Raw genomic sequence first — 24860 nt, forward strand, 5'->3', positions numbered from 1 at the left:
TGATAGGATGAATCGAGACGGTTCACGGAAGGGGAAAAAGGCTTGAATGTAAGAAACTATCGCAAATTGATCGGGATCGGGCTGATCTTTTCTCTATCCGTCGTCATGTTCATCGGCATGTATTTGCAAACGATACCGGCGGGAGAAGCGCCAAAGGCCAAGCAAGGCGTACTGGACTTGTCGGACTGGGATTTCCGCAGCCAAGGCATGGTTACGCTCGATGGCGAATGGGAATTTTATGAAGGAAAATTGCTGGATCCCCAGGATTTTCATCAGAGCGAGCTTCCGGCGCGTTCTTATTTACCGGTACCCGGCACATGGAACGGGAAACAGGCGGATTCAGGCATGAGCCGCAAAGGGTATGGGACGTACCGGCTGAACGTCATCGTTAAGGATACGGACGAAATATACGGCATGAAAATAAGAAGCATCCGCATGTCCCACCGGCTGTTCATCAACGGGAAGCTGGAGGGAGAAAGCGGGCTGCCTGCAGCCAATAAATCTTCGCACGAGCCGGGCAATACGCCGTACAGTACCTATATACACTCGGACAGCCGCAGCGTCGAAATCGTGATTCAAACCAGCAACTTCGTATACACCAGCGGCGGGATCATCAACTCGATCCCTTTCGGCCTGCACGGCAATATCTCGTGGCTTGACAGTATACAGCTCGGGACGGATATCGCAGCGGCTCTTGTGTTGACCATGTTCGGCACTTACCAGCTCAGTTTGTACTACTTGCGCAGAAGGGAAAAAATATATTTGTTCAGCGGGCTGTACTACCTGTCTCTGCTGCTAAGCCAACTGGTTTACGGAGAGAAGCTGCTGTTGAGGATAATGCCCGGCTTTCCCTTCTACGCCTCCTACAAGCTGCTGGATCTCAGCGTGTTTTTCGGATCGATCGTCATCATTTTGTTTTTCGGATCCATCCAAGAAAGACTTATTTCCTATAAGAAGCTGGCTTGGACGACTGCGCCAATCGCCCTCTACGGGCTAATGATTATTCTGCTGCCGTACGAAGTGCACACGGAGCTCAAATCGCCGTTTTACCTGTACTTATTTCTTGTCCTGACGTTCATTATCGGAAGAATGATTTATTGGTTTGCCAAGAACAAGCGGGAGGAAGCGGACCGGATCGAATTGGTGCTGTTTATCGGCGCCAGCCTTTCGCTTATGGTTTTTCTGATCAACAGCTCGCTATATTCGGAGAATGTATTTCAGACGGACATCCCGGGGAAACTCGCCGTTGTTTGTTTCATTACATTTTTGAACATTTTGCTTGCCCTCCGTTTTACGAACGCCTATGAGAAAACGGAGATTTTAACGCACAGGCTGACGGTAACGAATCAGCTTAAAGACGAATTTCTTACGCAAACGTCACATGAAATCAAAACGCCGCTTCACGGTATCCTGAATATGACCTCCTATTTACTCGACGACGAGGATCAAAATTTACTGCCTAAGCAGAAGCAGCATTTGTGGCTGATTAAGGATACGTCGACCAAGCTTTCGATGCTGATCCAGGATTTGATCGACGTCACCCGTCTAAAGCACGGGGAGCTGAGGCTTCAGCAGACAGTGGTGGATGTCAAGGTCGTGGTGCAAATCGTATTCGACGTGCTGCAGTTCGAGCTTGCAGGAAAAATGGTTCGGCTGGACAATCAAGTCGGCTCCGACGTCTGGGTGCTTGCGGACGAGAACCGGCTGCGCCAGGTCATGTACAACTTGGTTCACAATGCGATCAAGCATACGGATAACGGCTCGATCACCGTAACGGCCGAGAAGCTAGATGGGATAGTGACCGTATCGGTCGAAGATACGGGAAGAGGGATAGCCCGCGAAAGACTACCCACCATCTTCGAATACTTCGAGCAGCAGGACAAACCGCTTCCGCAAGACGGATATACGGGGATGGGCGTAGGGCTGTATATCAGCCGGAAGCTGGTGGAACGAATGGGCGGGACGATCGGTGTCGACCGGTCGGAGCTCGGTCACGGGACACGGATGTCGTTCAAACTTCCGAGCGTGGCCTTCCTACCCGCATACCGGGAAACGGCCGCCGCGAACGATGCCACGGAGCGGATCCACGGCCAAGCCTATCCGCTGGAAATTATGGAGAATTACGAGCACACGGTTATGATCGTGGATGACGAGGCATCCAACATTCATACACTGCTGAACATTCTGAAGCGGCATCGATACAACGTCGTTTCGGCATTCTCGGCCAAAGAGGCTCTTGTCAAAATGGCGGAACACCCTGCCATCGATCTCGTCATTCTCGATGTCATGATGCCGGACGTTTCGGGGATCGAGCTGTGCCGGATGCTGCGCGCCAGCTACTCCATTCTCGATCTGCCCGTTCTGTTCGCGACAGCCAAAGATTCCACGCAGGATATCGAGGCGGGTTTCCGTGCGGGGGCGAACGATTACGTCACCAAGCCTTTCTTTGCCGAGACGCTGATCGCGAGAGTACAGACGCTGATCGCGATGAAATCGTCGATACAGGAGGCGCTGCGAAACGAGCATGCTTTCCATCAGGCGCAGATCAAGCCGCATTTTCTATACAATGCATTAAGCAGCGTGATTTCGTTCTGTTATACCGACGGGGAAAAAGCAGCTTATTTATTGTCTATGCTGAGCCAATATTTGCGCTATATATTGGAAACGGACCGCTCAACGCCGTTCGTTCCGCTGTCGCGAGAGATCGAGCTGATCGAGGCGTACGTCGAAATCGAGAAAGCGCGCTTCGGCGAACGGTTCGACTTCGTTTGTCAGATCGACGAGGCTGTCGGAAGCATGCATATTCCTTCATTGATCTTCCAGCCTTTCGTGGAGAACGCGATCCGCCACGGGTTGTTCGAAAAGGAAGGACACGGAACCGTCAGCTTGCGCATCCATCAGGGCGACCGCTATATTCAAGCGATCATCGAAGATGACGGCGTAGGCATTCCCGACGACCTGCTCTACGAGCTTTCGACAGGGAATAGAAAAAGCGGTGGTATCGGCATCCCGAATATCCGCAAACGATTGGATGCCATTCCGGGTGCGGCGCTAACGCTTCATTCCCATTTGGGAGGAGGCACCAAGGCAACGATCTATTTGCCGCTGCCCTTCGAAACGTCGGCGGCTGTCGATAAAGAGAGGAGAAACCGGCATGTTTAACGTCGTCATAGTGGAAGACGAGAAGCCGATTTTGGAGCTAATGAAGGTTGTGATCGGCCGAAACCCGAATTACCGCATAGCCGGCGCATTCACGAGTCCGCTGGAGGCGTTGTCCCATATGGACGAGCTTCAGCCGGATGTCGCTTTCCTGGACGTGGAAATGCCCAAAATGAACGGATTGGAGCTCGCGCGTAAAATCAACGAATTGGCGGAGCGGACAAGAATCGTCTTCACAACCGCGTATAAGCAATATGCCTTGGAGGCTTTCGACGTCTATGCGTTCGATTACATTCTTAAGCCCGTAACGCCAGCCGCTATTGAACGGGTAACGAGCCGGCTGGTTAAGGAGAAGCAAGCTTCCGTTCCGGCTCCCAAGGGGGCGCGCGTTTCTTCGATACGATGCTTCGGGTGCTTCGAGGTGAGAAATCCGGACGGCGAACTCGTACGGTGGCCGACCCGCAAGACCGAGGAATTGTTCGCTTACCTCCTGTGCCACCCGGGGAAGGATATCGGTAAATGGCAGCTGGCCGATCTGCTCTGGCCGGATATGAACGAGGAGAGAGCTTCGCATAATTTGCATAATACGATGTACCGGCTCAAAAAAATACTTAAAGAGCAGGAAATCGGGATGGATATCCAAAAGTCGAATGCAGGCTACATTCTGGAAACGGTCGACTGCGAGTATGATGCGCACGGGTTTCAATTCTACGATTTTACGCTTGAAGTAGAGGAGCGGGATCCCGGACAGGCGGAGCAGCTTTGCTCGGTCTATCAGGGGCCTTTGTTCAACGGCAAAGACTATTTGTGGAAGGTTCCGCTGGAGGAAATGTACGGCAAAAAGTATGCCTCGCTTGTGAGCGGACTGGTTAGGCTTGATCTCTCGGAGCAGCGGTGGAATAAAGCGGAGCAGCGGCTCGATGCCTATTTGTCCCTGTATCCGCTGGAAGAAGAAATGAATTTGCTGCGTATGGAACTCTACGCTCTAGCAGGCAATGCCGACAAGATTGCTAAGCATTACGAGCGATTTGCAGCTTCCTATCGCAGGGAAATGGGCGTGGAACCGCCACACGAGATGCAGGAGCGGATATCCGCGTATATGCAATAGAAGAAGAGTAGTGTGTAGATAACCAAAAGCAGGGCAGGGGGAAGATCTCCCTGCTCTTTTTGCGTGTTCCTGGCGAATGGTTTTCAGATTGGTGGCTTTAGCGTGCATGGCAGGGAGAAGTTCTTCCTCATTTTGGGAGAAATTTGTGAGAACGGTTTGCTACAATTTTTTTTGCGTTCAATCCGCTAGCAAGAATCGACATTTGTAGAAGCGCTGCCGCCCCGCAGAATGCCGCTTGCTAAGATGCAGTCAGCAGGAGGATGGCCAGGTCAATGTCAATGGAGAAACTGCTCGGGAAAACAATCAAACATGATATTACGAAGTCAGGGGGGCTTGTGCTGGTGTCCGCAGGCTCCGTCTTGGACAGGCAGCAGGCGAGGCTGCTAGCGATGCATGGTGTGGATGCTTCGGAGGTGAGGGTGATGGGGGAAGTCGGATCAGGCAACATTAGATCGGAAAAAATGTTGGAAGCCTCCGAGCGCTCCAAGGAGTTGTTCGGCCGAATCGGCAGGGACCGCAAAGTTCCTCTGATCGACATCAAGGTGGAGCTTCTCCCCTTTGTGCAAGAGGCAACGGAACAGTCGGACGTCTTCCAATTATTCGAATCGGTCAAAGCCAAGGATGAATATACGCACCAGCATAATATCGGAGTGGCGGTCTTATCTTTGCTGATCGGAAAGTGGATGGAGCTTGGCGAAACGGAATTGGCGCTGCTTTCGCTTGCGGCCGTTCTTCACGATGTAGGAAAAATAAGGATTCCCGAACATATTCTGCTCAAGCCCGGTCCCTTAACAAGCGAAGAGTTTGCCGAAATGAAGCGCCATACGGTCTACGGATACGAGATTTTGAAGGATACCGTCGGTCTTAACCCGAGAGTCGCACTCGTTGCGCTTCAGCATCATGAACGCGCGGACGGCAACGGTTATCCCCTCCGTCTGACTCACAACCGGATCGATCCTCTGAGCCGAATCGTAGCGGTTGCGGACATCTTTCATGCGATGTCCTCCGCACGGCCATACCGCGAGGCGCTGCCCTTTCACGAGGTGGTATTCCAGATGCGCAAAGGCTCCTTCGGCGAACTGGATCCGTATGTGATCTCCGTATTTCTCGATAACCTGATCCGTCATTTGATCGGGAGAGAAGTAAGGCTAACCGACGGACGCAGGGGGGTGGTCGTGTACATCAATCCGCATGACGATCTGCATCCGCTGGTCAAGATCGGCGATACGTTCCTTGATTTAAGCGAAGGAAGAAACATCCATATCGAAGGGATCATCCTTTGATTCATGGACGAGCCCTAACGTGCGGGTTTGTGAGAATTTTGGGAGAAGTCCTTGCTACAATTCGACAAGAATTGCCATTGAAAATTATGGATAACGAAGGAGGAGACAGCTTGTCGGACAACAAGCCCAAAAGCAAGAAAACGATGCAGGGCAGCTTGAAAAAAGCGATGCTGCTAACGCTAATGGTTCCGCTTTTTGCGGGGTGCGTGGCAACTAACGTTTCGGAAGTGGAATTGCTGGTAGAGGCGGGGGTCGTACAAGCGCACGAGCAGCTTTGGATCCGGTATGCCGACGGAACGGTCGAAGCGGCGAATGTTCGAAACGGCTTGAAGGAAGTGGACGATTTTGGCGCGAAACGTGCCTATGATTCCTATAAAGCGCATACCGATCCGAAAAAAGTCATCGTCGGCATGTATGTGACGGACGGCAACGTAAGTTGGGTGCCCGCGTTTCATTTCATTCGAAACGGATACTTTCGCGATTTGGCGGCATCTTCGACCGAATGGGGAAAGCCCACGGTGCCGGCAGCCTCGGCGAAGCTGCTCAGCATACGCAAAGATCCGATTGCTGGCGTTTATTCCGCCATGTTCGAAATATTAGGTGCGGACGGAAAACCGGTTGACGGATTTACGGAAGCGTTCGCGCAATCGTCGAATGCTAAGGTCAAGCTGATCGACCCCGCAACGGGAAGTCTCGAGCTGAAGGTAAAGGGGATGTCTGCAGCCGCGCATGCGGGAATCGTCGAGTTTAAGCTAGTGTCCGCAGGCGGAGACGGGGAACTGACGGAAAGCGACGTGCTTGACGCTATTTCGCTTGCTTCCGGCAGCCGAGTTTTGTCTTTGGAGACGCAAACCGGTGCAGGGGGCAAACAGCCGGAAGATGCTTCCGATCATCCCGGAAGACTGAAACTGACCGTCGGGCAGCCGCCTATCCGTTTGTCGGCAAGCGACGTGATGAAGAGCGTTTATGCGCATTTACCGGACGCCGCCTCAAGAGGGATATACGGCAACGCAAGTTTTTCGGTGGTCGAAGCCGTTTATCAGACGCAAGGTATCGTAGGCTTGCAGGTTAAAGACGGCGAATTGAACGTGACGCCGGTAGCCGAGGGCAGTACGTCGGTGACGGCTGTCGTGTACGACCTGAAGTCCTCGGCCCGTCTGCCGATCGTGATGCCCGTTCAAGTATTCGGTGCAAGTACCGCGTCCGTTTCGCTCAGCGGCATGCTGCACATTCCCGATCGGGCCGGAGAAATCGCTTACGGAGCGACGGGCGATAAGGCGCTGCTGCCGAACGTACGTTACCGTTTAGAGGGCGGCCGGCTATTTGCATGGTTGGACGATGCGGAGCTGGAAGCGGCACTTGCCGGCAGAGAGCCGGTACGTCAATCACTTGTTCTTGCATTACCCCCAGAAAGCGAAGGTGAGGTACATTTCACGCTTTCCGCCGAACAAGCGGATCGTCTTCGTGCGGAAATGGCGAACAAGCTTGCCGGCGTCGAAATTCGCTATAAAAAGCTTCACGCCAACATAACCGGAGGGCTTCTGCTAAGGGCTCCCGCAGGCGTGGGCATCGACGTTACCCTTGAGCCGGGAGCTGGGCGCGGCGAGCAAAAGGTTGTTTTGAGCCCGCTGTCAAACCCGCTGGATACCCGTTATCATGGCCGGGACGGTTTACGTATGGAACGGGAAGGCGTCTCCTTATCGGTTACGCTGTCGAATAAACAGCAGCGCTAGGGAGGCGAAGTCTTGAAAACATCCATTGTTATTTTGGCTCAGCAAATCGAATGCTTCAAGCAATGTCTGGCCCATATTCGCCTGCATACCGAAGGCTTATACGACGTCATCGTCGTCAATGACGGGAATTGCAAGGATATCGGCATATGGGCTGGGAAGGATCCTTCGATTCGGGTAGTGAGCGTGCAGGAACGCTGCGGCGTAGCGGCCGGCTATAATCGGGGGGCTGCAGCAGCAACAGGAAGCCGGCTCGTCTTTATGCGCGATCATGCAGCCGTTACGGAGAGATGGCTGCAGAAGCTTACGGATTGCATGGATCACCATCGCGATGCAGCTATCGTCGGGCCTGTCATCAATGATGTCAGCGGGCCACAGCGGCTGGAGCTTCCTCCTGACCCCGGAGGCCGCCCGGACATTGCGGGCAGAATAGTAAGCCGGATTCGCAGCGGCCAGTCACGGCCGGTTCCGAGAGTGCTTAGCCATCTCATGATGATTCGCAGGGAGACGTTTGTGCAGCTTGGAGGTTTTGACGAACGATTCCGTCTGGAAGGTTATGAGGATGACGATCTTTGCTATCGCGCGCTGCAAATGGGGTTCGGACTTTATGTGTCCGAGGATTGCTATGTGCGGTATTTGCCGCTGCCTCCGCTTTTTCCTGAGGATGCCGGCTGGTACGGACGCCAGCTTATGGAGAACAAGGCCATTGCGAATGAGAAATGGGGGTTCGATCTGACGCAAGCATTATTTGCTTGGAAGAGGAAGGTGTCTGTCAGTCTGTGCATGATCGTCAAGAATGAAGAACAGACCCTCCGCCGCTGTTTGGACAGCATCCACGCTCTGGTCGACGAAATCGTCATCGTGGATACCGGTTCGGAAGACGGAACGAAAGACATCGCACGAGCTTATACAACCCGCATTTACGATTTCGAGTGGGTTGACGATTTTGCCAAAGCGCGAAACTTCGCCTTCGGAATGGCCACGAAGGAATTTATTTTATGGCTGGATGCGGACGACCGGTTACTGTCCGAAGACGGGGACAAGCTCCGAAAGCTGCTCGGCGGTTTGGATTGGGATGCAGACGCAGTGTCGATGCCTTACCTGTTGGGCTTCGACGAACAAGGGAACGTCACGGCCAGTCTGCGCAGAAATCGTTTGGTTAGACGAAGCTGCAACTTCCGATGGGAAGGGGCTGTTCACGAATATTTACAGGTAACCGGGAAATTAGTCGTTTCGGACGCAGCCGTAACGCATGACCGGAAGCATACGAACCGTTCGCGCAACCTGGCTATTTACGAGGACAAGCTGGCTGCCGGAGAGGTATTCACGACACGGGAGCTCTATTATTACGCTAACGAGCTGGCCGATCACGAGGCGTGGGAACGGGCGATCGAAGCGTACGGAAAGTTTCTGTCAGCCGCAGACGGTTGGGTCGAGGACAAGATCGCCGCCTGCGGACGAATGTCCGATTGCTATTGCGCTTTGGGACGGCTGGAGGAAGCCAAGGGCAAGGCTTTGCAATCGTTTGTCTACGATCTTCCTCGTGCCGAATCATGCTGCAAGCTTGGTTATTATCATTTCCTGGAACAGGACTATGTGCGGGCTATTTATTGGTATAAGCTGGCTTCGAAAATAAAGAGACCGGAACATGTCGTTGGCTTGCTGCATCATGCCAGTTGGACTTGGCTTCCTCACCTGCAGCTCAGCGTTTGCTATGACCGGATCGGCCAGCCCGAACTTGCCAGCTATCATAATGAAGCAGCGTCAAGCTATTTGCCCAATCATGAAAGCGTGTTGGCTAACCGGCGGTACTTCGAAAGCTTGTTGGGCGCACCGGAAAAGCATCGCAGCGAGGGATTGGCCGTATAACGCAGATCGCCGTTTCATGCGATCAAATAACTGTTGGAGGCAGAAAATGATGAAAGATAAAAAACAGGGAATTTTTAAAGCGTCAATGGCGTTTTTGTTAATAAGCCAAGCACTTGGAACGGTTTCGTATGCCGCCGATAACGGTTCTAAAACCGACGGGATAAGAAACACGTTTCCCGATACGGATTCGACCCCATGGGCGGAGAGGGAGATCGCCAAGCTGGCTTCCATGGGAATCGTAGACGGCGATACCCTCGGGATGTTTAATCCTGCTGCTCCCGTGACCCGTCAAGAAGCCGTCGTTATGGCGGTTCGACTGCTGGCGCTATCCGGGCAATCCCAGTCATCACCCGGTACAAGCAAGCTGCCGCTCGCAACCGACGATTGGGCGCGGGATTATGTGGCGGCTGCTCTGGAAAAAGGGCTAGTCTCGGCAGTTGAGGAGTCTGAGGATGCTTCCGATGTTTCGTGGAACAAAAGGGAAGCTACACGCGAATGGATAGCAAGACTGACCATACGCGTGCTAGGGAAACAGGCGGAAGCGGCTGCGCAGACAAGCGATGCGTCCGGGTTCAATGATGCGGCAGAAGTATCGGCATGGGCGGCAAATTACGTGAAAGCAGCCGTTAAATTGAATTTGGTATCCGGGTTCCCCGACAATACGTTTAAGCCTAAGGATTCGATAACTCGTGCTCAGACTGCAGTTGTGCTCGGCGGTGCGGAGAAATATTTGACCGGCAGCCTGGAGCGCGTCGTGCGCGGGACCGTATCGCTGCTCTCTAGCGGCATGCTTCGGTTAATGAAGCAGGACGGACAAGCGGAGCAATTCCAATTGGATGCGACAGCGGTCATCTACGGCGACGTTAAGCCCGGAGCCTCGGTGACGGTCGTGCATGTCGGGAATACGGCTTACTTTGTCGAGCCATATGAGCCTGCAGGCAGCGGGAAACCGCAGCAAGGGCCAAAGGGAGATAAGGGAGATAAAGGAGATAAAGGAGAATCTGGAGCAGTCGGTGCTGGAGGTGCAACGGGAGCGCAAGGTCCGGTTGGAGAGACGGGGGCACAAGGCGCGGTAGGCCCGGTAGGAGCGCAAGGCGTGACCGGAGCAACCGGAGCAGAGGGAGCAGTAGGACCGGCGGGTGCTACAGGAGCGCAAGGTCCGATAGGGGCGACGGGGACACAAGGTGCGGTAGGCCCGGCAGGTGCGACAGGAGCGCAAGGTCCGGTTGGGGCGACGGGAGCACAAGGCGCAGTAGGCCCGGCAGGATCGCAAGGCGTGACCGGAGCGACCGGAGCAGAGGGCGCGGTAGGTCCGGCGGGTGCGACAGGAGCGCAAGGTCCGATAGGGGCGACGGGGGCACAAGGCGTGGTAGGCCCGGCAGGAGCGCAAGGCGTGACCGGAGCGACCGGAGCAGAGGGCGCAGTAGGGCCGGCAGGTGCGACAGGAGCGCAGGGTCCGATAGGGGCGACGGGAGCACAAGGCGCGGTAGGCCCGGCAGGTGCGCAAGGCGTGACCGGAGCGACCGGAGCAGTGGGCGCAGTAGGCCCGGCGGGTGCGCAAGGATTGCAAGGCGTGACAGGTGCGACGGGTGCAAATGGTGCGATTGGTCCAGTAGGCCCGGCAGGTGCGCAAGGATTGCAGGGTGTGACGGGAGCGGAGGGCGCGATAGGGCCAGCAGGTCCACAGGGCGCGATAGGCCCAGCGGGTCCGGCAGGTCCAGCAGGTCCAGCAGGCCCAGCGGGTCCGGCAGGTCCAGCAGGTCCAGCAGGCCCAGCGGGTCCGGCAGGTCCGAAGGGGGCGACCGGAGCTTCAGGAGCTTCCTCCCTGCTATTCGATTACAATCACTCGTTTGGGGATTTGTACATGGGAGGCATGCTGTTTGCGTTTAATCAAATGGAGGTCACAAGCGGTTCCTCCATTCAAGCAACAACACCGGTAAATAACAACTCCTTCATGATAAACGAATCCGGTTTATACAAGATAACGTATTATGTGCAAACTAGCGCAATGTCTCCTATAGGCTCGCTGGTTTTGAAGAGTTCCGGTTCTGACATTCCAGGCTCTAGCACAACATTAGCTACAGCTGGAAGTGTCATGTATAAGCAATGTGTGGTAAATCTAACTGCGGGCAGCAACATTTCCCTGCAAGTTATCAGCGGGACAATCGTCACGCTGGACGGCGAAAACGCCGGCATTATATTTGAAAAAGTCGGCTAATCGCTTTTACGCGAATCGTTATTTTGTCAAAGAGACCGTTCCGAGCGTCCGCTCGAACGGTCTTTTTTGACATGGAAGGTATTTTCGATTACTGAGTAGAGCGGATCTATTACTGTGATTGACAAGGTGACAGTTATTGAGGTATACTGCGCATTATGGAACACAGTTAAATATCCGTTCACCCATCCCGTCAGACCAAATCGGAGGTAGATAAGCATGACGACACAAACCGAGTATAAACAGGACTTCTTATCCGTAGCCAAAGGGCGCCGTTCCGTCCGTGTTTACGATCCAAACTGGAGCTTGTCCAAAGAAGAACTGAACGATATATTGGAGACTGCCGTTTTGGCGCCTTCATCGTCCAATTTACAGCCATGGCGTTTTCTGGTTATCGATGATGCCGAGCAGAAGCAAAAACTGCTGCCGATCGCATTCAATCAACAGCAGGTGGTGGATGCTTCGGCGGTGATCGCCGTGCTAGGCGATATTCAAAGCTATGAGAAAGCGGAGCAAATCTACGACCAGGCCGTTAAAGCGGGATTCATGTCCGAAGCGACCAAGTCGGATTTCGTCAAGCGTACGACCGGCATGTACAGCTCTCTGCCCTTGGAGAAGCGCAGAGACATCGTGCTTGTAGACGGCGGTCTTGTGTCCATGCAGCTTATGCTGGCCGCTAGGGCAAAGGGCTATGACACGGTGCCGATGGGTGGCTACGACGCGGCGAAGTTTAAAGAAGCGTTCGGCATTTCGGAGCGATACGTACCGGTCATGCTCATCGCGCTCGGCAAAGCGGCAAAGGAAGGCCATCCGACCGGACGTCTATCCGCCGAAGAACTCACGTTCTGGAATCACATGGGAAGCTGACCGCATAATACGCAAAAAAGCATCGAACAGGAATGCCGCCGAGAGGCGGCATTTTTGTCGCGTGCCGATGGTTTTATGTTTCGGCTTTGGTTCGGCTTCCTGGATAAATGTCATGTCTCCATTTGCTTGGATAGCTCGATAAGCTTCTTGTCTAATATCCGAACGAACCGAGCGCCAAACAAAAAGCGCCCTTGAAAAGGGCGCTTTTTGTCATTTTTGAGCAAAGTCGTCATGTGAACCGCGGAGCTGCTCGTTATTTCTTGGATCCGCCGGCCTTCGGTTTTCTCGTCTTTTTCTTGGGCATGTCCGGCAGAAACTTGAACGAGCGAATCGTGGGTCCTTTGCAGAGTGGACACGGCGGATACTCGCTTTCCGCGAACTCCTCGCGAACCCATGCTTTGCATGCCTTGTCTTTGCACTTCCAGACGACGGAATGCTTTAATTCCGGCTTGTCCGGCTGTACTGCCGTCTCTTTCGTCTCTACTTTACCGCTTGCTTGTTCCCCTTGTGTTTGCGTTTCGTCGGACGGACGAATATGCATGTCGGTTCCTCCTCGTTAAGTCAATCCCGTCCTTTGTGTGCCTAGGTTACCCCGACACATAGTTTCTATAATAATAATTTTTAAAACAGGATGTCAAACCGAATGCCGACGTTTATGAAATGTTGTTAAATGAAGCGTTTTCCCGTGTTTTCATTCATCGAATATTACGTTATCGGGAGGAAATCTTGACTACAAGGCATAATGTAGATATTATAGACTTATTATATCTTTAATTAATCGTCAACCTATTTCATTCGAGAAGGAGAGATTAAGTTGAACTACGATTGCGCAATAATAGGGGGAGGACCTGCCGGCTTGAACGCGGCATTGATGCTGGGTAGGGCGAGAAGGAACATCGTGCTGTTCGACAACGGCAAGCCCCGCAATGCGGTTACGCACGAATCGCACGGATTCATAACGAGGGATGGCATAAATCCCGCGGAGTTTCGCCGTATCGCCTATGATGAAGTAGCGCGATACCCGTCCGTGACAATCCGGCAGCAGGAAGTAAAAGGTGTTAACCGAACGGTGGCAGGGTTCGCTATCGTTACGGAGTCCGGGGAACCTATCATGGCGGATAAAGTGATATTAGCGTCCGGCTTGAAAGAGGAATTTCCTCCGATCGGAGGCTTGCACGATTTGTACGGCAAAAGCTTGTTTACCTGTCCTTATTGCGACGGGTGGGAGCTGAGAGACAAACCGCTTGTCATCGTCTCCGAATCCCCGCATGCGATGCATATCGCTAAGCTCGTCTATAACTGGAGCCGCGATTTGATCGTTTGTACGAACGGCAAGTTCATTCTGACGACTGACGAGAAGCAAAAGCTGCTTGAGAAAGAAATAAAGGTCAACGAGCAGCCGATCGCCGCCTTCGAAGGACGGAACGGGATGCTCGAACAGGTTCGGTTTACGGATGGTACGGCTGTAGAAAGAGTAGGCGGATTCGTGACGCCGGTATGGGTTCCGGCGCCCTTCGGCGAACGGCTCGGCTGCGAAATTGACAATAGGGGAGGGATCGTGACGGATGCACTCGGCAGAACAAGCATCAAAGGGATATACGCGGCAGGAGACGCTTCCGTTATCGCGCCGTCCCAGCTTATTATTGCGGCTGCGGGAGGCAGCAGGGCGGCCATCGGCGTGAACACGGATCTAATGGAGGAAACGTTCTAAACAGCGAGCCGGTTAAGGCACATCGAGGAAACGGTCGGTGTGCCTTTTTCATGATCTTAGAAAAGGTAAACACCGCCGATTGTTCGATTTCTCGGTAAACGTCTGGCGTCAAAGGACGCGATTGGCGGTTTTCCTTATTAAGAAAGGGGCCTTCTTCGTTTCGTCAGGATGCAACAGGAAAATTTCGCTTGCGAAAAATCGGCGATCGTTCTATAATGAAAAACGAAATGACCGAAAGACCAAAACGGTCAGTCGGTGTTATTGTACGTAGGAAGAAGGAGGTGAATCGGAGTATGTCGGCAGACCGCAGAAAGCAAATCGTCGAAGCGGCCACCAAATCTTTTGCGCTGATGGGCTACAAGGCGACGACGATGGAACATGTGGCCAGAATCGCCGGTGTCGGCAAAGGGACGATCTATACGTTTTTCACGCAGAAGGAAGAGCTGTTCGATGAAATCATGCGCAACTTCATACAGGAAATGAAGGAGCTGGCGGAGCATGTGTTGGATTCCGGCAAACCGTTGTTCGACAATATGCACCCGTTACTATTCGAACTGCTCGATTTTCGCAGAAAGCACGAGCTGACAATCAGGCTGTCCCTGGAAGTGAAAGAAATCGGTACGCCGAAGGCGATCGAGGGGATGCGTCAAGTCGAGCAGGCCATACTCGCTTTCGTTCAGAGGAAGGTTCAGGATTCGCTCGATAAAGGCGAGATCAAGCCATGCGATCCGGAAATCACGGCATTCGTCATCTTGAAGCTGTACGTCGCTTTCGTGCACGATTGGGATAAGCGCAGCACGCATCCTTTAAGCAACGAGCAAATTGCGGAATGGTTCCAAACGTATTTGGTGGAAGGGTTGGCTGTGCGGGAAGCAGCTGTTTTTTTATGAGTGGTTTGACCAAATGAACAAAACGGTCATATGGTAATTGGCTTGTGATGGATAGAACCGCGATTGGCGTGGGATACAAGATAGGAGAGATTTGGCATGAAAAGCTCGAAGTATTTTATGGTGGAACTGCTTGCCGTATTGAAAAACAAAAAGATATTGATCCCGGTTCTCGCCGTTGCGTTAGTGCCGTTGTTGTACAGTTCGATGTTCCTGTGGGCTTTCTGGGATCCTTACGCAAAGCTTGACACGCTGCCGGTAGCGGTAGTCAACGAGGATAAAGGGGCGACCTTCGAGGGGAAAACGATGAAGCTAGGCGACGAGTTCGCCGGCAAGATCAAGGAGACGAAGGGCTTCAACTGGAATTTCGTCACGAAGGAAGAAGCGGAGCAAGGCCTTAAGGATAATAAGTATTATCTGGGCATCGAAATACCCGCAAATTTCTCGGAGAAGGCGACAAATGTTCTGGATGAGCATCCGGACAAAGCGGTATTCCGCTTTTATCCGAATGAGAGCTATAACTTCTTATCGTCGCAAATCGGCAAAACGGCAGTCGACCGTATGAAGGCGGAGCTGTCGAGCGAGTTGACGAAAGCTTACACGGAAACGGTTTTTGCCAATATTTCGAAGCTTTCGGACGGACTTTCGCAGGCGGCCAGCGGCGCGTTAAAGCTTTCGGACGGCACGAAGAGCATCGAGACCGGTATTGCAACGATCGATGAAAATATTTCGAAGCTGGCGCAAGGCACATTGCCGCTGAAGAGCGGCGCGAACGAACTGCTTTCCGGCGCAGGACAGCTGCAAACCGGAATCCTTCAGCTGAAGCAGGGCGCAGGGCAGCTGACAACCGGCTTGACGCAGCTGGAGCAGGGACATGGGCAGCTGAGAGAAGGCGCGAAGCAGGCTGAAGCCGGAACCGCGCAGCTGAAAAGCGGCTTGGACAGCGCGGCGGAGGGCGCCGAGAAGCTGAACGCCGGCGCTGCCGGACTCACGGCGGGCATGGAGCAATTCGCGCAAGCGCATCCCGAGCTTGCTCAAGATCCGGCTTACCTGAAGCTTGTCGGTACGGCAAAAGCGCTGGCGGAAGGAGCCGGCTCGTTATCGACCGGTCAGAAGCAGCTAGCTGACGGAACCGTGAAGCTGCTCGCCGGCGAGAATCAGCTTGTAGCGGGTATGGATCTGTTTGCGCAGAAGCTGGGCGAAGCCAAGCAAGGCGGAGCAGCCCTGGCGAGCGGTGCAGGATCGCTGTCGCAAGGAGGCGCCAAACTGGAAAGCGGCCTGACGCAGTTATCAGGCGGCGTCGAGCAGCTGTCCGACGGCACGATGAAGCTGGAGGAAGGCTCGAAGAAGCTTAGCGAAGGGGCGGCCACCGTCGCCACGGGCACGAACGAGCTCTCCGGCAAGCTGCAGGAAGCTTCGGACAAAACCTCGGGCATCAAAGGGAGCGACGACATGTTCGATAAAGTCGCGAGCCCGATCCAGGTTGAAGAAGAAAAGCTGAACCCGGTTCCAAACTACGGTACGGGCTTCGCTCCGTATTTCGTCTCGCTGGGATTGTTCGTCGGAGCGCTGCTGCTCACGATCGTCTTCCCGCTCCGCGATCCGGCCGGCATGCCGAAATCCGGCATGGCGCTGTTCTTCGGCAAATTCGGCTTCATGCTTGTCGTAGGCGCTATTCAAGCCGTAGTGGTGAATCTGGTTCTGCTTTACGGTCTCGGCATCGAGGTCAAAAGCGTGCCGCTGTTCTTCTTGTTCAGCTTGATGACGAGCTGGACGTACATGGCGCTAATCCAGCTCTTCGTTACGACGATGGGCGATCCGGGACGCTTCGTAGCGATCGTCATCCTCATCCTGCAGTTGACTACCTCGGCGGGAACGTTCCCGGTCGAACTGATTCCGGACGCGCTGCAGCATGTTACGGCATGGCTTCCGATGACCTACTCGGTATCGGGTTATAAAGCGGTCATTTCCAGCGGCGACTATGGCTTCCTATGGCAAAATATCGGCATATTGGCCATGTTTACAGGTTTGTGCGCCATACTCACCATGAGCTATTTCATCATACGGCACAAGCGTCAGCCTTCGGCGTTGCTTGACCGCGCAGAAGCGTAACCTGAAACCGGACCCGGCGCAGTTGATGCCGGGTCCGGTTTTTTATGGGGATACGGCCGAACGTGCGAAAGGGAGGCAGCTGTGCGCTACGGTACGTCACCCCCCGGCTAAGTCTGAATATTTTAGGAAACAAGTGATGTACTTGCAACTAAACAATCGTGCCGTCTAGTCGTTTGAGGAAAAGCTGCGATAAGCCATGCGCGCCTCGCTCGGCGTCAGCCGGTATACCTGTTTAAACTCTCTGCAGAAATGAGTCATCGTAGAGAAGCCGCATTGCTCGGAAACGAGACTCACGGAATCGGAAGTGGCGCATAAACGCCTGTAGGCTTCGTTCAATCGAATGGTTTTGATATAGTTCATCGGGGTTTGCCGGAATGTCGCATGAAATAAACGAAAGAAGACCGTTCGAGACATCGGCGAAATCGACAGGAGCTTCTCTACCGTAATCGGCTCGGCCAGGTTGCGCCTGATGTAAGATAGGACCGGAAGAAGCTCCGTCGTCCCGTTCAAGAAATGTTCATAACGTTCGTTTGGCGGGCAGAGGTCCAATAACAGATTTAGGAAACGGTAGGCCAGTTCGTTTCTTCCTGCGGCCAGGCGCAAAGGACTCTTGGCGCTATCCTTGTGCAGCAGAAGCAGTTCCTCAATCCATGCCCCTATTGTTTCGCCCGTTTGTCGATCGGTCTTTAGCGGGAAATGGAACAATTCGAAAACATCGATCGTTTCATAAATCGTAAATTGCAGGTGCACGTAACGGTAGCTCATTTCATTGTCGCGTTCATCGCCATGGTGGACAATGCGCAAGGGAATGTTCGCAGGCGCCAGAAACGCTTCCCGCCCTTGGGCACGTACATGTCCGAGCTCGGATATGACCTCGTACGATCCCTTTACCGCTTGGGCAATGATCGTAAACGGAACTTTTTTCTCATGAATCCAGCCGCTTGGAGCATGTCCTCTCCCGGATTCCAGAAAACGCAGCTGTACAACGTGATCGGATAAAAGCGACGTGTCGGTTATGGCATTCCTCTCCCTTGCGCATGTGTACGCACAGATAAATCATAGGGACTCCCAGAGCTAGTGAAAGTCGGAGTTTCTTCCTATACTCATACTATCAGACGGTAGAAAATAATTCTATTGCGATCTGAGGGTGGAGGAGGGCTTTCGAATGAACGGCGAAATTCGATTTACAGGCAAGGAGCGGGCGGTTTTGGCGCCAATCGGCAAACCGGCTAGTCCAGATCCTGGCTGCATCATGGGGAAAACTTTATATTCCTTGATCAGTCCGGGTACCGAGCTGAATGCGGGTTTTCTGCAGGAGCATGTTAAGCCCGCTACGACCGGGTATGCGTCGGTTTTTGAGGTCGAGGAGATCGGCGAAGGCGTCGATTCCGCAGCGATCGGGGATCGCTTTCTATGCATGCATCCTCACAAGAGCTATCAGCAGGTGCCTGTGAAGGAGGCTATACCGGTACCGGCTAAGCTTGATCCTGCCGAAGCAGCGATAGCCAGGCTGCTCAACATCGGAATGACCACGCTGATGACGACTAAAGCTCGCCCTGGGGACAACGTGCTGATTACAGGGGCGGGACCTATCGGATTTTTATCGGCGCTCTTGTTTGCGCGAAGCGGCTACGAGGTCATGCTATGCGATCCCGACGAGGCCAGATTGCGTAAAGCGCAGCAAGCGGGAATCCAGCGTGCCGTGAAGGAGATTCCGATTCAGGATTCGGTATGGCAAGGCAAGGTTTCCCTCGTTCTGGAATGCTCGGGACACGAATCGGCTGCAATAGACAGCTGTCATATGCTGAGGAAAGGCGGGGAGCTTGTTCTGGCCGGCGTTCCTTGGAACCGGTATACGGATCGTTATGCCCAAGAGCTGCTTTCTTTGGTTTTCCATCGGTATGTAACCTTGCGCAGCGGCTGGGAATGGGAGCTCCCGATCGTGTCGCAGGACTTTATGCCGCATAGCGTACAGGAAAATCTGCGTACGGGACTCCGATGGCTGGCCGAAGGTCTGTTCGATGCAAGCCCGCATATCCGCAAAGTATCTCCGATGCATGCACAGGAAGCGTATACGGAGCTAGCCGGCAGGCAGGTTGAGGAGCTGTTCGTCCTATTCGACTGGACGCGTATGGAAGGGGAGCATGCCGAATGAGACTTGGCGGTCCCGTACGGGCAACGGGGAATGATCCGGAGGAGTGGATTTTGGAATTGCAAAAAAGCGGCTATACGGCAGCTTATTGTCCGGATGCCGCTTACCGGGATTCGAGTGAAATTGCCGCCTGCCGCGAAGCGGCGCTGAAGGCGGATATCGTGATTGCCGAAGTGGGCGCCTGGAGCAATTCGATTAGCCGGGACGAAGGCGTCCGCAAGAGCGCAATCGAGCTCTGTCAAAGCAGGCTGGCGCTTGCGGAGGAAATAGGCGCAAGGTGCTGCGTGAACATTTCCGGATCCCGAGGGGATAAATGGGACGGACCTCATCCGGACAATTTTTCGGATGAAACGTTCCAGCTCGTCGTCGACAGCGTGAGGGAAATTATTGACGCCGTCAAGCCGCGCCATACCTTTTATACGCTCGAAACGATGCCCTGGATTTTTCCGGACAGCGCGGACGGGTATCTCGATTTGATCCGCGCAATCGACCGGAAGGCGTTCGCGGTGCACCTCGATCCCGTAAATCTCGTTTCGAGCCCGCGGCGGTATTTCGAGAACGGCCATCTGATTCAAGAATGCTTCCGCAAGCTGGGGCCGTACATCAAAAGTTGCCACGCCAAAGACATCGCGTTATCGGATGGGCTGACCGTTCATTTGAGCGAAACGAGACCCGGTCTCGGCGGTTTGGACTATCGCATGTATTTGCGCGAAATTCGCTCGCTGGGAAGAGACGTCCCGCTTATGCTGGAGCATCTTCCTTCCATGGAGGAATACCGGTTAGCCGCCACCTATATCCGATCCCTATAAACCGGGACAGCCCCAAGAGCAGCCACTGCGCTCTTGGGGCTGCTCTTATCAATCGGCGAGGCGAACGCCTTCCGGAAGCGTAAGGCCCGTCTTGCCGTCCTTATAAGAGAATAGAATGCGACCGGCCGGGGTGCGAAAAGCAAGCTCAATATGCTCTAGCGCCTCCGGCAGCCGCGGCTGGAAGGACACGGTTTGCCATCCAGGCGAAGCGGGCTTCAAGCCGACGATCTCTTCAATAAGCAGCGGGATAGGCGCGCTCGCCCATGGGTGGCAAAGGCTGGTGTTCCACTTCAGTTCTTTGGACCATGCTTCGAAGCAGGTGGTCGCGCCTTCCTTCACCATGTTGCCCCAGGAATGCAGATCTTCCGCGCGAATGAGCTCGTATACGAGCTTGTGCTCGCCAGCTGCGGCCAGCGCTTTCAGCACGAAGTAAGAGAAGTAGACACCGCAGCTCAGCCTTTTGGCGCGCAGCAGGTCGACCGCCGCCGGCCGGTCTTCCTCGGCCGTCAACCCGAACAAGAGGGGAAGCGCATTCGCATGAAGCGAAGCATGACGGGAGCCTTCGGCATCGACAAACAGCATCGTTTCCACGCTTCGAAAAGCTTTGCGGAATGACCGGCGAAACGAGGCAAGACGTTCCTCCGGCACCGTTCTATCCGCTATGCCGAGCACATCTTCCAAGTCCCTCACGGCAATCATCGCTCCGTAGTAAAACGCGTTGATCACGTTATGGCAGCCGGGCCCAACCGGTTTATTCAGCGGAAACGCATAATCGTCACGCATGCCTACCGGCCAATCCACGAGGTTCCATTTGTCCGCAACTTCGGCTAGCAAGCCGTCTTCCCGCCGGTATTTATCGAAATGATGCAGCATGGCTACAGCCACCGGATGCATATCGCGCACAAATTCGAGATCACCGCTCTGCCGGTAATATTCGAGGAGCTGCATCGGCCATTGAAACGAAAAATCGGCGATTTCCTGCATCAAGTGGCCGGGAGCGACCGCCATCAACCCCGGACATGTAGCTGCGGACAAGGCAAAATCATGCAGCGACTTGCGAAACAGCCTCAGGTCGCCGGACAAGTATGCATGCGCGTGGGTGATGACCGTATTGTCGCCTAAATATTGGCCCTTCTCACGGGAGGGGCAATCCACATAGTTCTCCTGCGCTCCGTATTTGACCCCGTTTCGGCAGATCGACCAGATCGCATTCAGCATCGGATCGGACGATTCGAAGGAACAGGCGTCCTCGTCCAGCGGATAGTGGCGGACAACGGCGCCGAAGCTATCCGGGTACAGCGTTACGCCGCTAGGCGCAAGCACCTCCGCATACCGGAACGCCTTATAATCGTAGAGCTCCAGCTCGTCCTCCTTGCCCGACAACGTCCAAAGCTCCCGGTAAGCGCAGTTGCACCGCATGTCATACCGGACGCGCCCGTCATCCAGCAGCTCTTCGCCGCAGCGAATTTCAACGACATGTCCTTCGCCGCCCCGGGCTTTCATCGTGAATTGACCGGTTATTTCCTCGCCGAAATCGATCAAGAAGCCTTCTTCGCCAAGGGAGTCGATACGACGGGGCTTCATTCCGTAAACGGCTAGCGGAGGTGTGGACTGGAGGAACAGGCGGCGCTGGCCATCCGCCGCTTCCACTGCCCCGTACCAGGCGGAATCGTCGAAGCCGGGTTCCTTCCAGCCGAGTTGTTTAAGCCGGTTATCGATCTGCTCGAGGTACTGCGTATCATAGCCGATAATGCCTCCGCTGGCGTATTCCTCGGCGGGGTGAAGCTTCCAGCTGGAATCGGTCGCGACGGTCGGCCGCCCGTCGGCAGTGAGCTCGGCGATCAGTCCATGCCGGTAGTCCCCGCTGTTGTAGGCTCGGCAAATGAGCCCCTGGTAGTAGACGTGAACGGCAATGACGTTCACCCCTTTATGAAGAAAGCCGCTTACTTCATACCGGTTATACGGGTAGTGGCCGATCGGCCCTTGCGCCGGGCCTTGGCCGACAAATTGGCCGTTAATGTACAGCTTGTAATAGTCGTCCGCCGAAATGTCCAGCACCGCGTGATTTACGGTTTCATTCAATTGAAATGTTTTCCTCGCGAGCGTATGGCGATTTTTCAGCTCTTCTTGATGAGGGGGCAGCTCCGTACCGTCCATTTCCTTATGAAAAGGATCGATCGGCTGCAGGCCGGCAAATATCGGCTCCGTAACCCAAGCTGCGGACCATTGTTTATCCATGATGAAGCTCCTTTCAAGCAGCTGAGCTGCGGCAAATAAATGTCCCGATAGACTCAGCTTACTTTTTGAGAGACTTCAAAACTCGGATTTTTTGCCGGGAAACGATGGCGATCCGCCCATCTTGCCACATTTGGCTGTCTCTTCTACAATTAGCCTATATGAAAAAGAAAACAGGTGAAGCGATGACCGTGTACCCGAAGGAAACGTATCTGGAAAGCGACGCTTTTCCGTTTGCTTGCTTTCCGTTCCAAACGATGCCGGAGAGGGAGCCGATGCCTCATGCCCATGATTTCATCGAACTTGTTTTCGTGGCGGACGGAGCGGGCGAGCATTTATACAAGGGGCACGCTTTCCCGGTTTCCAAAGGCGACATTTTCGTCGTACCGCCGTACGCCGACCATGACTACCGGGTGATTGGCAGCTCGCCTATGCAGGTATACAATGTCCTGTTCCTCCCGTCATTCCTGGAGACGGAGCTGAAGGTGCTGTCGGAGGTGACGCCGTTCGTCAACTTTTTCTATGTGGAGCCGTTCCTGCGGCAAAACCCGGACTTCGAATCGCACATGAAGCTTTCGCTGCCGGAAGCGCGGGAAGTCAAACAGCGGCTGGATCGGGTCGTAACGGAGTTTACGCAAAAGGCGCTGGGCTACCGCATTTCCATTAAAGCGCAGCTGATCGATCTGCTTGTCTGGCTCAGCCGGCGTTATGAGGAGCGCGTCGTCCAGACGCTATTCCAGCGGAACGAGCCCATCGTCATCCGCCAGCTTTGCGACTTTCTGGAGCAGCATTATGCGGAGCCGATCCGGCTGGACCAGGTTTGCCAAATGTGCGGAATGAGCCAGACGCGCTTCACGGACAAATTCAAGCAGACAGTAGGGCAGACGTTCACCGAATACCGTAATGAGCTGCGGATTCATGCCTCGCTCAAGCTGCTTCGCGAGACGGACGATAAAGTGATTGCCATTGCGGGACGCGTCGGAATCGGCGACCTTAGCCATTTCAACAAGCTGTTCAAGAAGCGGATTGGCTTATCGCCGAGGGAATACCGGAACAAATACCAGGAAAGTAGGCCATGACGATGAAAATCGATTCACATCAGCATTACTGGTTAACGTCTCGTACGGACTACGGCTGGCTGCAGCCTTCGTTAGGAAAAATTTATGCGGACTATATGCCGGAGCAGCTGAAGCCTTTGCTGGAGAAGCATGGTTTCGAGAAGTCCATCCTCGTGCAGGCTGCGCCGACCGTTGAAGAAACGGAGTTTCTCCTGGAAATAGCAGATCGGGAGCCGACCGTGGCTGGCGTCGTCGGATGGCTGGATTTGGAGTCGGATTCGTTCGAACGGGACTGGCAGCGCTTGTGCGAGCATCCGAAGTTTATCGGCGTTCGCCCGATGATACAGGATCTGCCTTCCGAGTGGGTTCTGAAGCCGGCGGTGCTCCGTCATTTGAGGCTGCTGGAAGGCGCTCAGTTTCCGGTCGATCTGCAGGCGAATCCGCGGCATTTGCCTTACCTTGTAGAGATGCTGCACCGCGTTCCCGATTTACGCGCCGTGGTCGATCATTTGGCCAAGCCGCCTATTGAAGCGGGGGAGCCGGAGCCTTGGGGCTCGTACATTAGAGAGATTGCATCGTTTCCGAATACGATGTGCAAGCTGTCGGGGATGGTGCCGGAGCGGCTGGACGGCGCTTGGTCGAGGGAAGCGATCCGCCCGTTCGCGCAGTACGTGATCGAAGCCTTCGGTAAACGGCGCGTCATGTTCGGGAGCGACTGGCCGGTCTGCTTGTTCTCCGCCGCCTACGAGCAGGTGGTGGAGCTGTTCGAGCATTGCCTTGATGAGGAGTGGACGGAAGAGGAGCGAGCGGCCGTTTACGGCGATAATGCAGCAAGATTTTATCGGCTAGCTGATTGATGAAGGAAGATGGGCGAACCTACAACCGCAATTCTAAACCTACCGCCACAGGCTCGCAGTCGTTTCGTATAGACGAGACGATTGCGAGCCTGTGGCGGATTTTTATGTTATACCGGCGTAATCCAATAAACGCAGCGGCTGCCTCCATTTAACAGATGCTCGCTTCTCCGCACTTGAATGCCGTCGCCCAGCACGTGCTGCAGCATTTCCAATTCCTTGCGGCATAGTCCCGAGCAAGCCTTGGCGGCCGCACAAATCGGACAGTGCTTTTCTACGAAGCAGAAGGTCCCGTCGGGATTGGCCGCAACTTCCGCCATGTAGCCCTCGGCAGTGCGCATTCGGGCAAGAGCCTCCAATTGCTCGTTTAACGGCAAATTAGGCGAAGCCTGATACCGGTAGTCCTCTACCTGCTTTCGGTTGCGAATCTCGAGCAGCTTCTCCAATCCGTCTTCTCCGAACGCTTCCTTCATGGACTCGATTAAACTGACGGTAAGCTCCGCATACCCCTCCGGAAAAAGCCGGTTGGCTTCCGGCGTCAGCCTCCACATTTTGGCGGGACGGCCCATGGATCTCGGCTCTTCCGTAAACGTGACAAGCTTCTGCTCCTGCAGATTATATAAATGCTGCCGTACCGCCATACCGGACACGCCGAATCGTTCGGCTAGCTGAAGAGCATCCATAGGCCCTTCCTGCTTCAGCAGCTTCACGATTTCCCGTCTGGTCCTGACGGCAGTGCCTTCTTTATCTTGCATCTCTCTTTTTGCCATTGGACGATACCTCTATTTTCTCTTAATCAAGCAAACCAAGG

18 protein-coding genes are annotated in these 24860 nt (G+C 54.2%); 14 read left to right on the forward strand and 4 right to left on the reverse strand.

The window, feature by feature from the left end; translation table 11 throughout:
• Positions 1-42: 42 nt before the first annotated feature.
• The 7 genes from ACKGJP_RS14140 to ACKGJP_RS14170 all read left to right on the forward strand — a co-directional run bounded on the left by ACKGJP_RS14140 (position 43) and on the right by ACKGJP_RS14170 (position 12231).
• Complete coding sequence (locus ACKGJP_RS14140; protein ID WP_409346268.1) at positions 43-3162, forward strand: ATP-binding protein; 3120 nt, start codon at positions 43-45, stop codon at positions 3160-3162.
• On the forward strand, positions 3155-4267 hold the full coding sequence (locus ACKGJP_RS14145) for a response regulator (RefSeq protein WP_409346269.1): 1113 nt from the start codon (positions 3155-3157) through the stop codon (positions 4265-4267). Before ACKGJP_RS14140 ends, ACKGJP_RS14145 begins: the two co-directional genes overlap by 8 nt.
• 272 nt (positions 4268-4539) lie before the next feature.
• Complete coding sequence (locus ACKGJP_RS14150) at positions 4540-5550, forward strand: HD-GYP domain-containing protein (protein WP_409346270.1); 1011 nt, start codon at positions 4540-4542, stop codon at positions 5548-5550.
• A 110-nt stretch (positions 5551-5660) separates the two neighbouring features.
• Positions 5661-7283: a hypothetical protein gene (locus tag ACKGJP_RS14155; protein WP_409346271.1), complete on the forward strand. Its 1623-nt coding sequence runs from the start codon at positions 5661-5663 to the stop codon at positions 7281-7283.
• Positions 7284-7295: 12 nt separating this feature from the next.
• A complete protein-coding gene (locus ACKGJP_RS14160) occupies positions 7296-9149 on the forward strand; it encodes a glycosyltransferase (protein ID WP_409346272.1) in 1854 nt (617 codons plus the stop codon).
• Positions 9150-9195: 46 nt separating this feature from the next.
• Positions 9196-11367, forward strand: coding sequence for an S-layer homology domain-containing protein (locus ACKGJP_RS14165; RefSeq protein WP_409346273.1), 2172 nt, complete (start codon positions 9196-9198; stop codon positions 11365-11367).
• Positions 11368-11583: 216 nt separating this feature from the next.
• The gene (locus tag ACKGJP_RS14170) at positions 11584-12231 is read left to right on the forward strand and encodes a nitroreductase family protein (protein WP_409346274.1); all 648 of its coding nucleotides are present in this window, start codon (positions 11584-11586) and stop codon (positions 12229-12231) included.
• 253 nt (positions 12232-12484) lie between these two features.
• On the opposite strand, the gene ACKGJP_RS14175 is transcribed toward ACKGJP_RS14170, so the two are convergent.
• A complete protein-coding gene (locus ACKGJP_RS14175) occupies positions 12485-12772 on the reverse strand; it encodes a cold-inducible protein YdjO-related protein (protein WP_409346275.1) in 288 nt (95 codons plus the stop codon).
• A 273-nt stretch (positions 12773-13045) separates the two neighbouring features.
• Here ACKGJP_RS14175 and ACKGJP_RS14180 point away from each other — a divergent pair, with 273 nt between their 5' ends.
• From ACKGJP_RS14180 to ACKGJP_RS14190, 3 genes are all read left to right on the forward strand, one after another.
• Positions 13046-13942: an NAD(P)/FAD-dependent oxidoreductase gene (locus tag ACKGJP_RS14180; protein WP_409346276.1), complete on the forward strand. Its 897-nt coding sequence runs from the start codon at positions 13046-13048 to the stop codon at positions 13940-13942.
• A gap of 293 nt (positions 13943-14235) precedes the next feature.
• Complete coding sequence (locus ACKGJP_RS14185; protein WP_409346277.1) at positions 14236-14832, forward strand: TetR/AcrR family transcriptional regulator; 597 nt, start codon at positions 14236-14238, stop codon at positions 14830-14832.
• A gap of 96 nt (positions 14833-14928) precedes the next feature.
• Complete coding sequence (locus ACKGJP_RS14190; RefSeq protein ID WP_409346278.1) at positions 14929-16941, forward strand: YhgE/Pip family protein; 2013 nt, start codon at positions 14929-14931, stop codon at positions 16939-16941.
• Between the two features lie 165 nt (positions 16942-17106).
• Here the strand turns inward: ACKGJP_RS14190 and ACKGJP_RS14195 are convergent, their stop codons facing one another.
• A complete protein-coding gene (locus ACKGJP_RS14195; RefSeq protein ID WP_409346279.1) occupies positions 17107-17706 on the reverse strand; it encodes a helix-turn-helix domain-containing protein in 600 nt (199 codons plus the stop codon).
• 400 nt (positions 17707-18106) lie between these two features.
• Between ACKGJP_RS14195 and ACKGJP_RS14200 the strand changes: the two genes are divergently transcribed.
• Positions 18107-19096, forward strand: coding sequence for a zinc-dependent alcohol dehydrogenase (locus tag ACKGJP_RS14200; RefSeq protein WP_409346280.1), 990 nt, complete (start codon positions 18107-18109; stop codon positions 19094-19096).
• Complete coding sequence (locus ACKGJP_RS14205) at positions 19093-19902, forward strand: sugar phosphate isomerase/epimerase family protein (RefSeq protein ID WP_409346281.1); 810 nt, start codon at positions 19093-19095, stop codon at positions 19900-19902. The genes ACKGJP_RS14200 and ACKGJP_RS14205 overlap by 4 nt, the downstream gene beginning before the upstream one ends.
• Positions 19903-19950: 48 nt before the next feature.
• Here the strand turns inward: ACKGJP_RS14205 and ACKGJP_RS14210 are convergent, their stop codons facing one another.
• Positions 19951-22140, reverse strand: a complete 2190-nt coding sequence (locus tag ACKGJP_RS14210) for a family 78 glycoside hydrolase catalytic domain (protein ID WP_409346282.1) — start codon at positions 22138-22140, stop codon at positions 19951-19953.
• Between the two features lie 158 nt (positions 22141-22298).
• On the opposite strand from ACKGJP_RS14210, the gene ACKGJP_RS14215 reads away from it, so the two are divergent.
• Both ACKGJP_RS14215 and ACKGJP_RS14220 read left to right on the forward strand, forming a co-directional pair.
• Positions 22299-23216, forward strand: coding sequence for an AraC family transcriptional regulator (locus ACKGJP_RS14215; protein WP_409346283.1), 918 nt, complete (start codon positions 22299-22301; stop codon positions 23214-23216).
• The gene (locus tag ACKGJP_RS14220; RefSeq protein ID WP_409346284.1) at positions 23213-24052 is read left to right on the forward strand and encodes an amidohydrolase family protein; all 840 of its coding nucleotides are present in this window, start codon (positions 23213-23215) and stop codon (positions 24050-24052) included. Before ACKGJP_RS14215 ends, ACKGJP_RS14220 begins: the two co-directional genes overlap by 4 nt.
• 107 nt (positions 24053-24159) lie before the next feature.
• Here ACKGJP_RS14220 and ACKGJP_RS14225 read toward each other — a convergent pair whose 3' ends face one another.
• On the reverse strand, positions 24160-24819 hold the full coding sequence (locus ACKGJP_RS14225; RefSeq protein WP_409346285.1) for a helix-turn-helix transcriptional regulator: 660 nt from the start codon (positions 24817-24819) through the stop codon (positions 24160-24162).
• Between the last annotated feature and the right edge of the window lie 41 nt (positions 24820-24860).

The organism is Paenibacillus litoralis (assembly GCF_046244365.1).
In the GTDB taxonomy this organism is placed as follows: domain Bacteria; phylum Bacillota; class Bacilli; order Paenibacillales; family NBRC-103111; genus Paenibacillus_V.

Excerpts from the sequence above, each read along its gene's own strand:
- ACKGJP_RS14210 (WP_409346282.1), bottom strand. The coding sequence starts at position 22,140 with ATGGATAAACAATGGTCCGCAGCTTGGGTTACGGAGCCGATATTTGCC.
- ACKGJP_RS14220 (WP_409346284.1), top strand. The coding sequence starts at position 23,213 with ATGACGATGAAAATCGATTCACATCAGCATTACTGGTTAACGTCTCGT.
- ACKGJP_RS14190 (WP_409346278.1), top strand. The coding sequence starts at position 14,929 with ATGAAAAGCTCGAAGTATTTTATGGTGGAACTGCTTGCCGTATTGAAA.
- ACKGJP_RS14145 (WP_409346269.1), top strand. The coding sequence starts at position 3,155 with ATGTTTAACGTCGTCATAGTGGAAGACGAGAAGCCGATTTTGGAGCTA.
- ACKGJP_RS14205 (WP_409346281.1), top strand. The coding sequence starts at position 19,093 with ATGAGACTTGGCGGTCCCGTACGGGCAACGGGGAATGATCCGGAGGAG.
- ACKGJP_RS14195 (WP_409346279.1), bottom strand. The coding sequence starts at position 17,706 with ATGAGCTACCGTTACGTGCACCTGCAATTTACGATTTATGAAACGATC.
- ACKGJP_RS14200 (WP_409346280.1), top strand. The coding sequence starts at position 18,107 with ATGAACGGCGAAATTCGATTTACAGGCAAGGAGCGGGCGGTTTTGGCG.
- ACKGJP_RS14185 (WP_409346277.1), top strand. The coding sequence starts at position 14,236 with ATGTCGGCAGACCGCAGAAAGCAAATCGTCGAAGCGGCCACCAAATCT.
- ACKGJP_RS14225 (WP_409346285.1), bottom strand. The coding sequence starts at position 24,819 with ATGGCAAAAAGAGAGATGCAAGATAAAGAAGGCACTGCCGTCAGGACC.
- ACKGJP_RS14150 (WP_409346270.1), top strand. The coding sequence starts at position 4,540 with ATGTCAATGGAGAAACTGCTCGGGAAAACAATCAAACATGATATTACG.
- ACKGJP_RS14170 (WP_409346274.1), top strand. The coding sequence starts at position 11,584 with ATGACGACACAAACCGAGTATAAACAGGACTTCTTATCCGTAGCCAAA.
- ACKGJP_RS14175 (WP_409346275.1), bottom strand. The coding sequence starts at position 12,772 with ATGCATATTCGTCCGTCCGACGAAACGCAAACACAAGGGGAACAAGCA.
- ACKGJP_RS14215 (WP_409346283.1), top strand. The coding sequence starts at position 22,299 with ATGAAAAAGAAAACAGGTGAAGCGATGACCGTGTACCCGAAGGAAACG.
- ACKGJP_RS14165 (WP_409346273.1), top strand. The coding sequence starts at position 9,196 with ATGATGAAAGATAAAAAACAGGGAATTTTTAAAGCGTCAATGGCGTTT.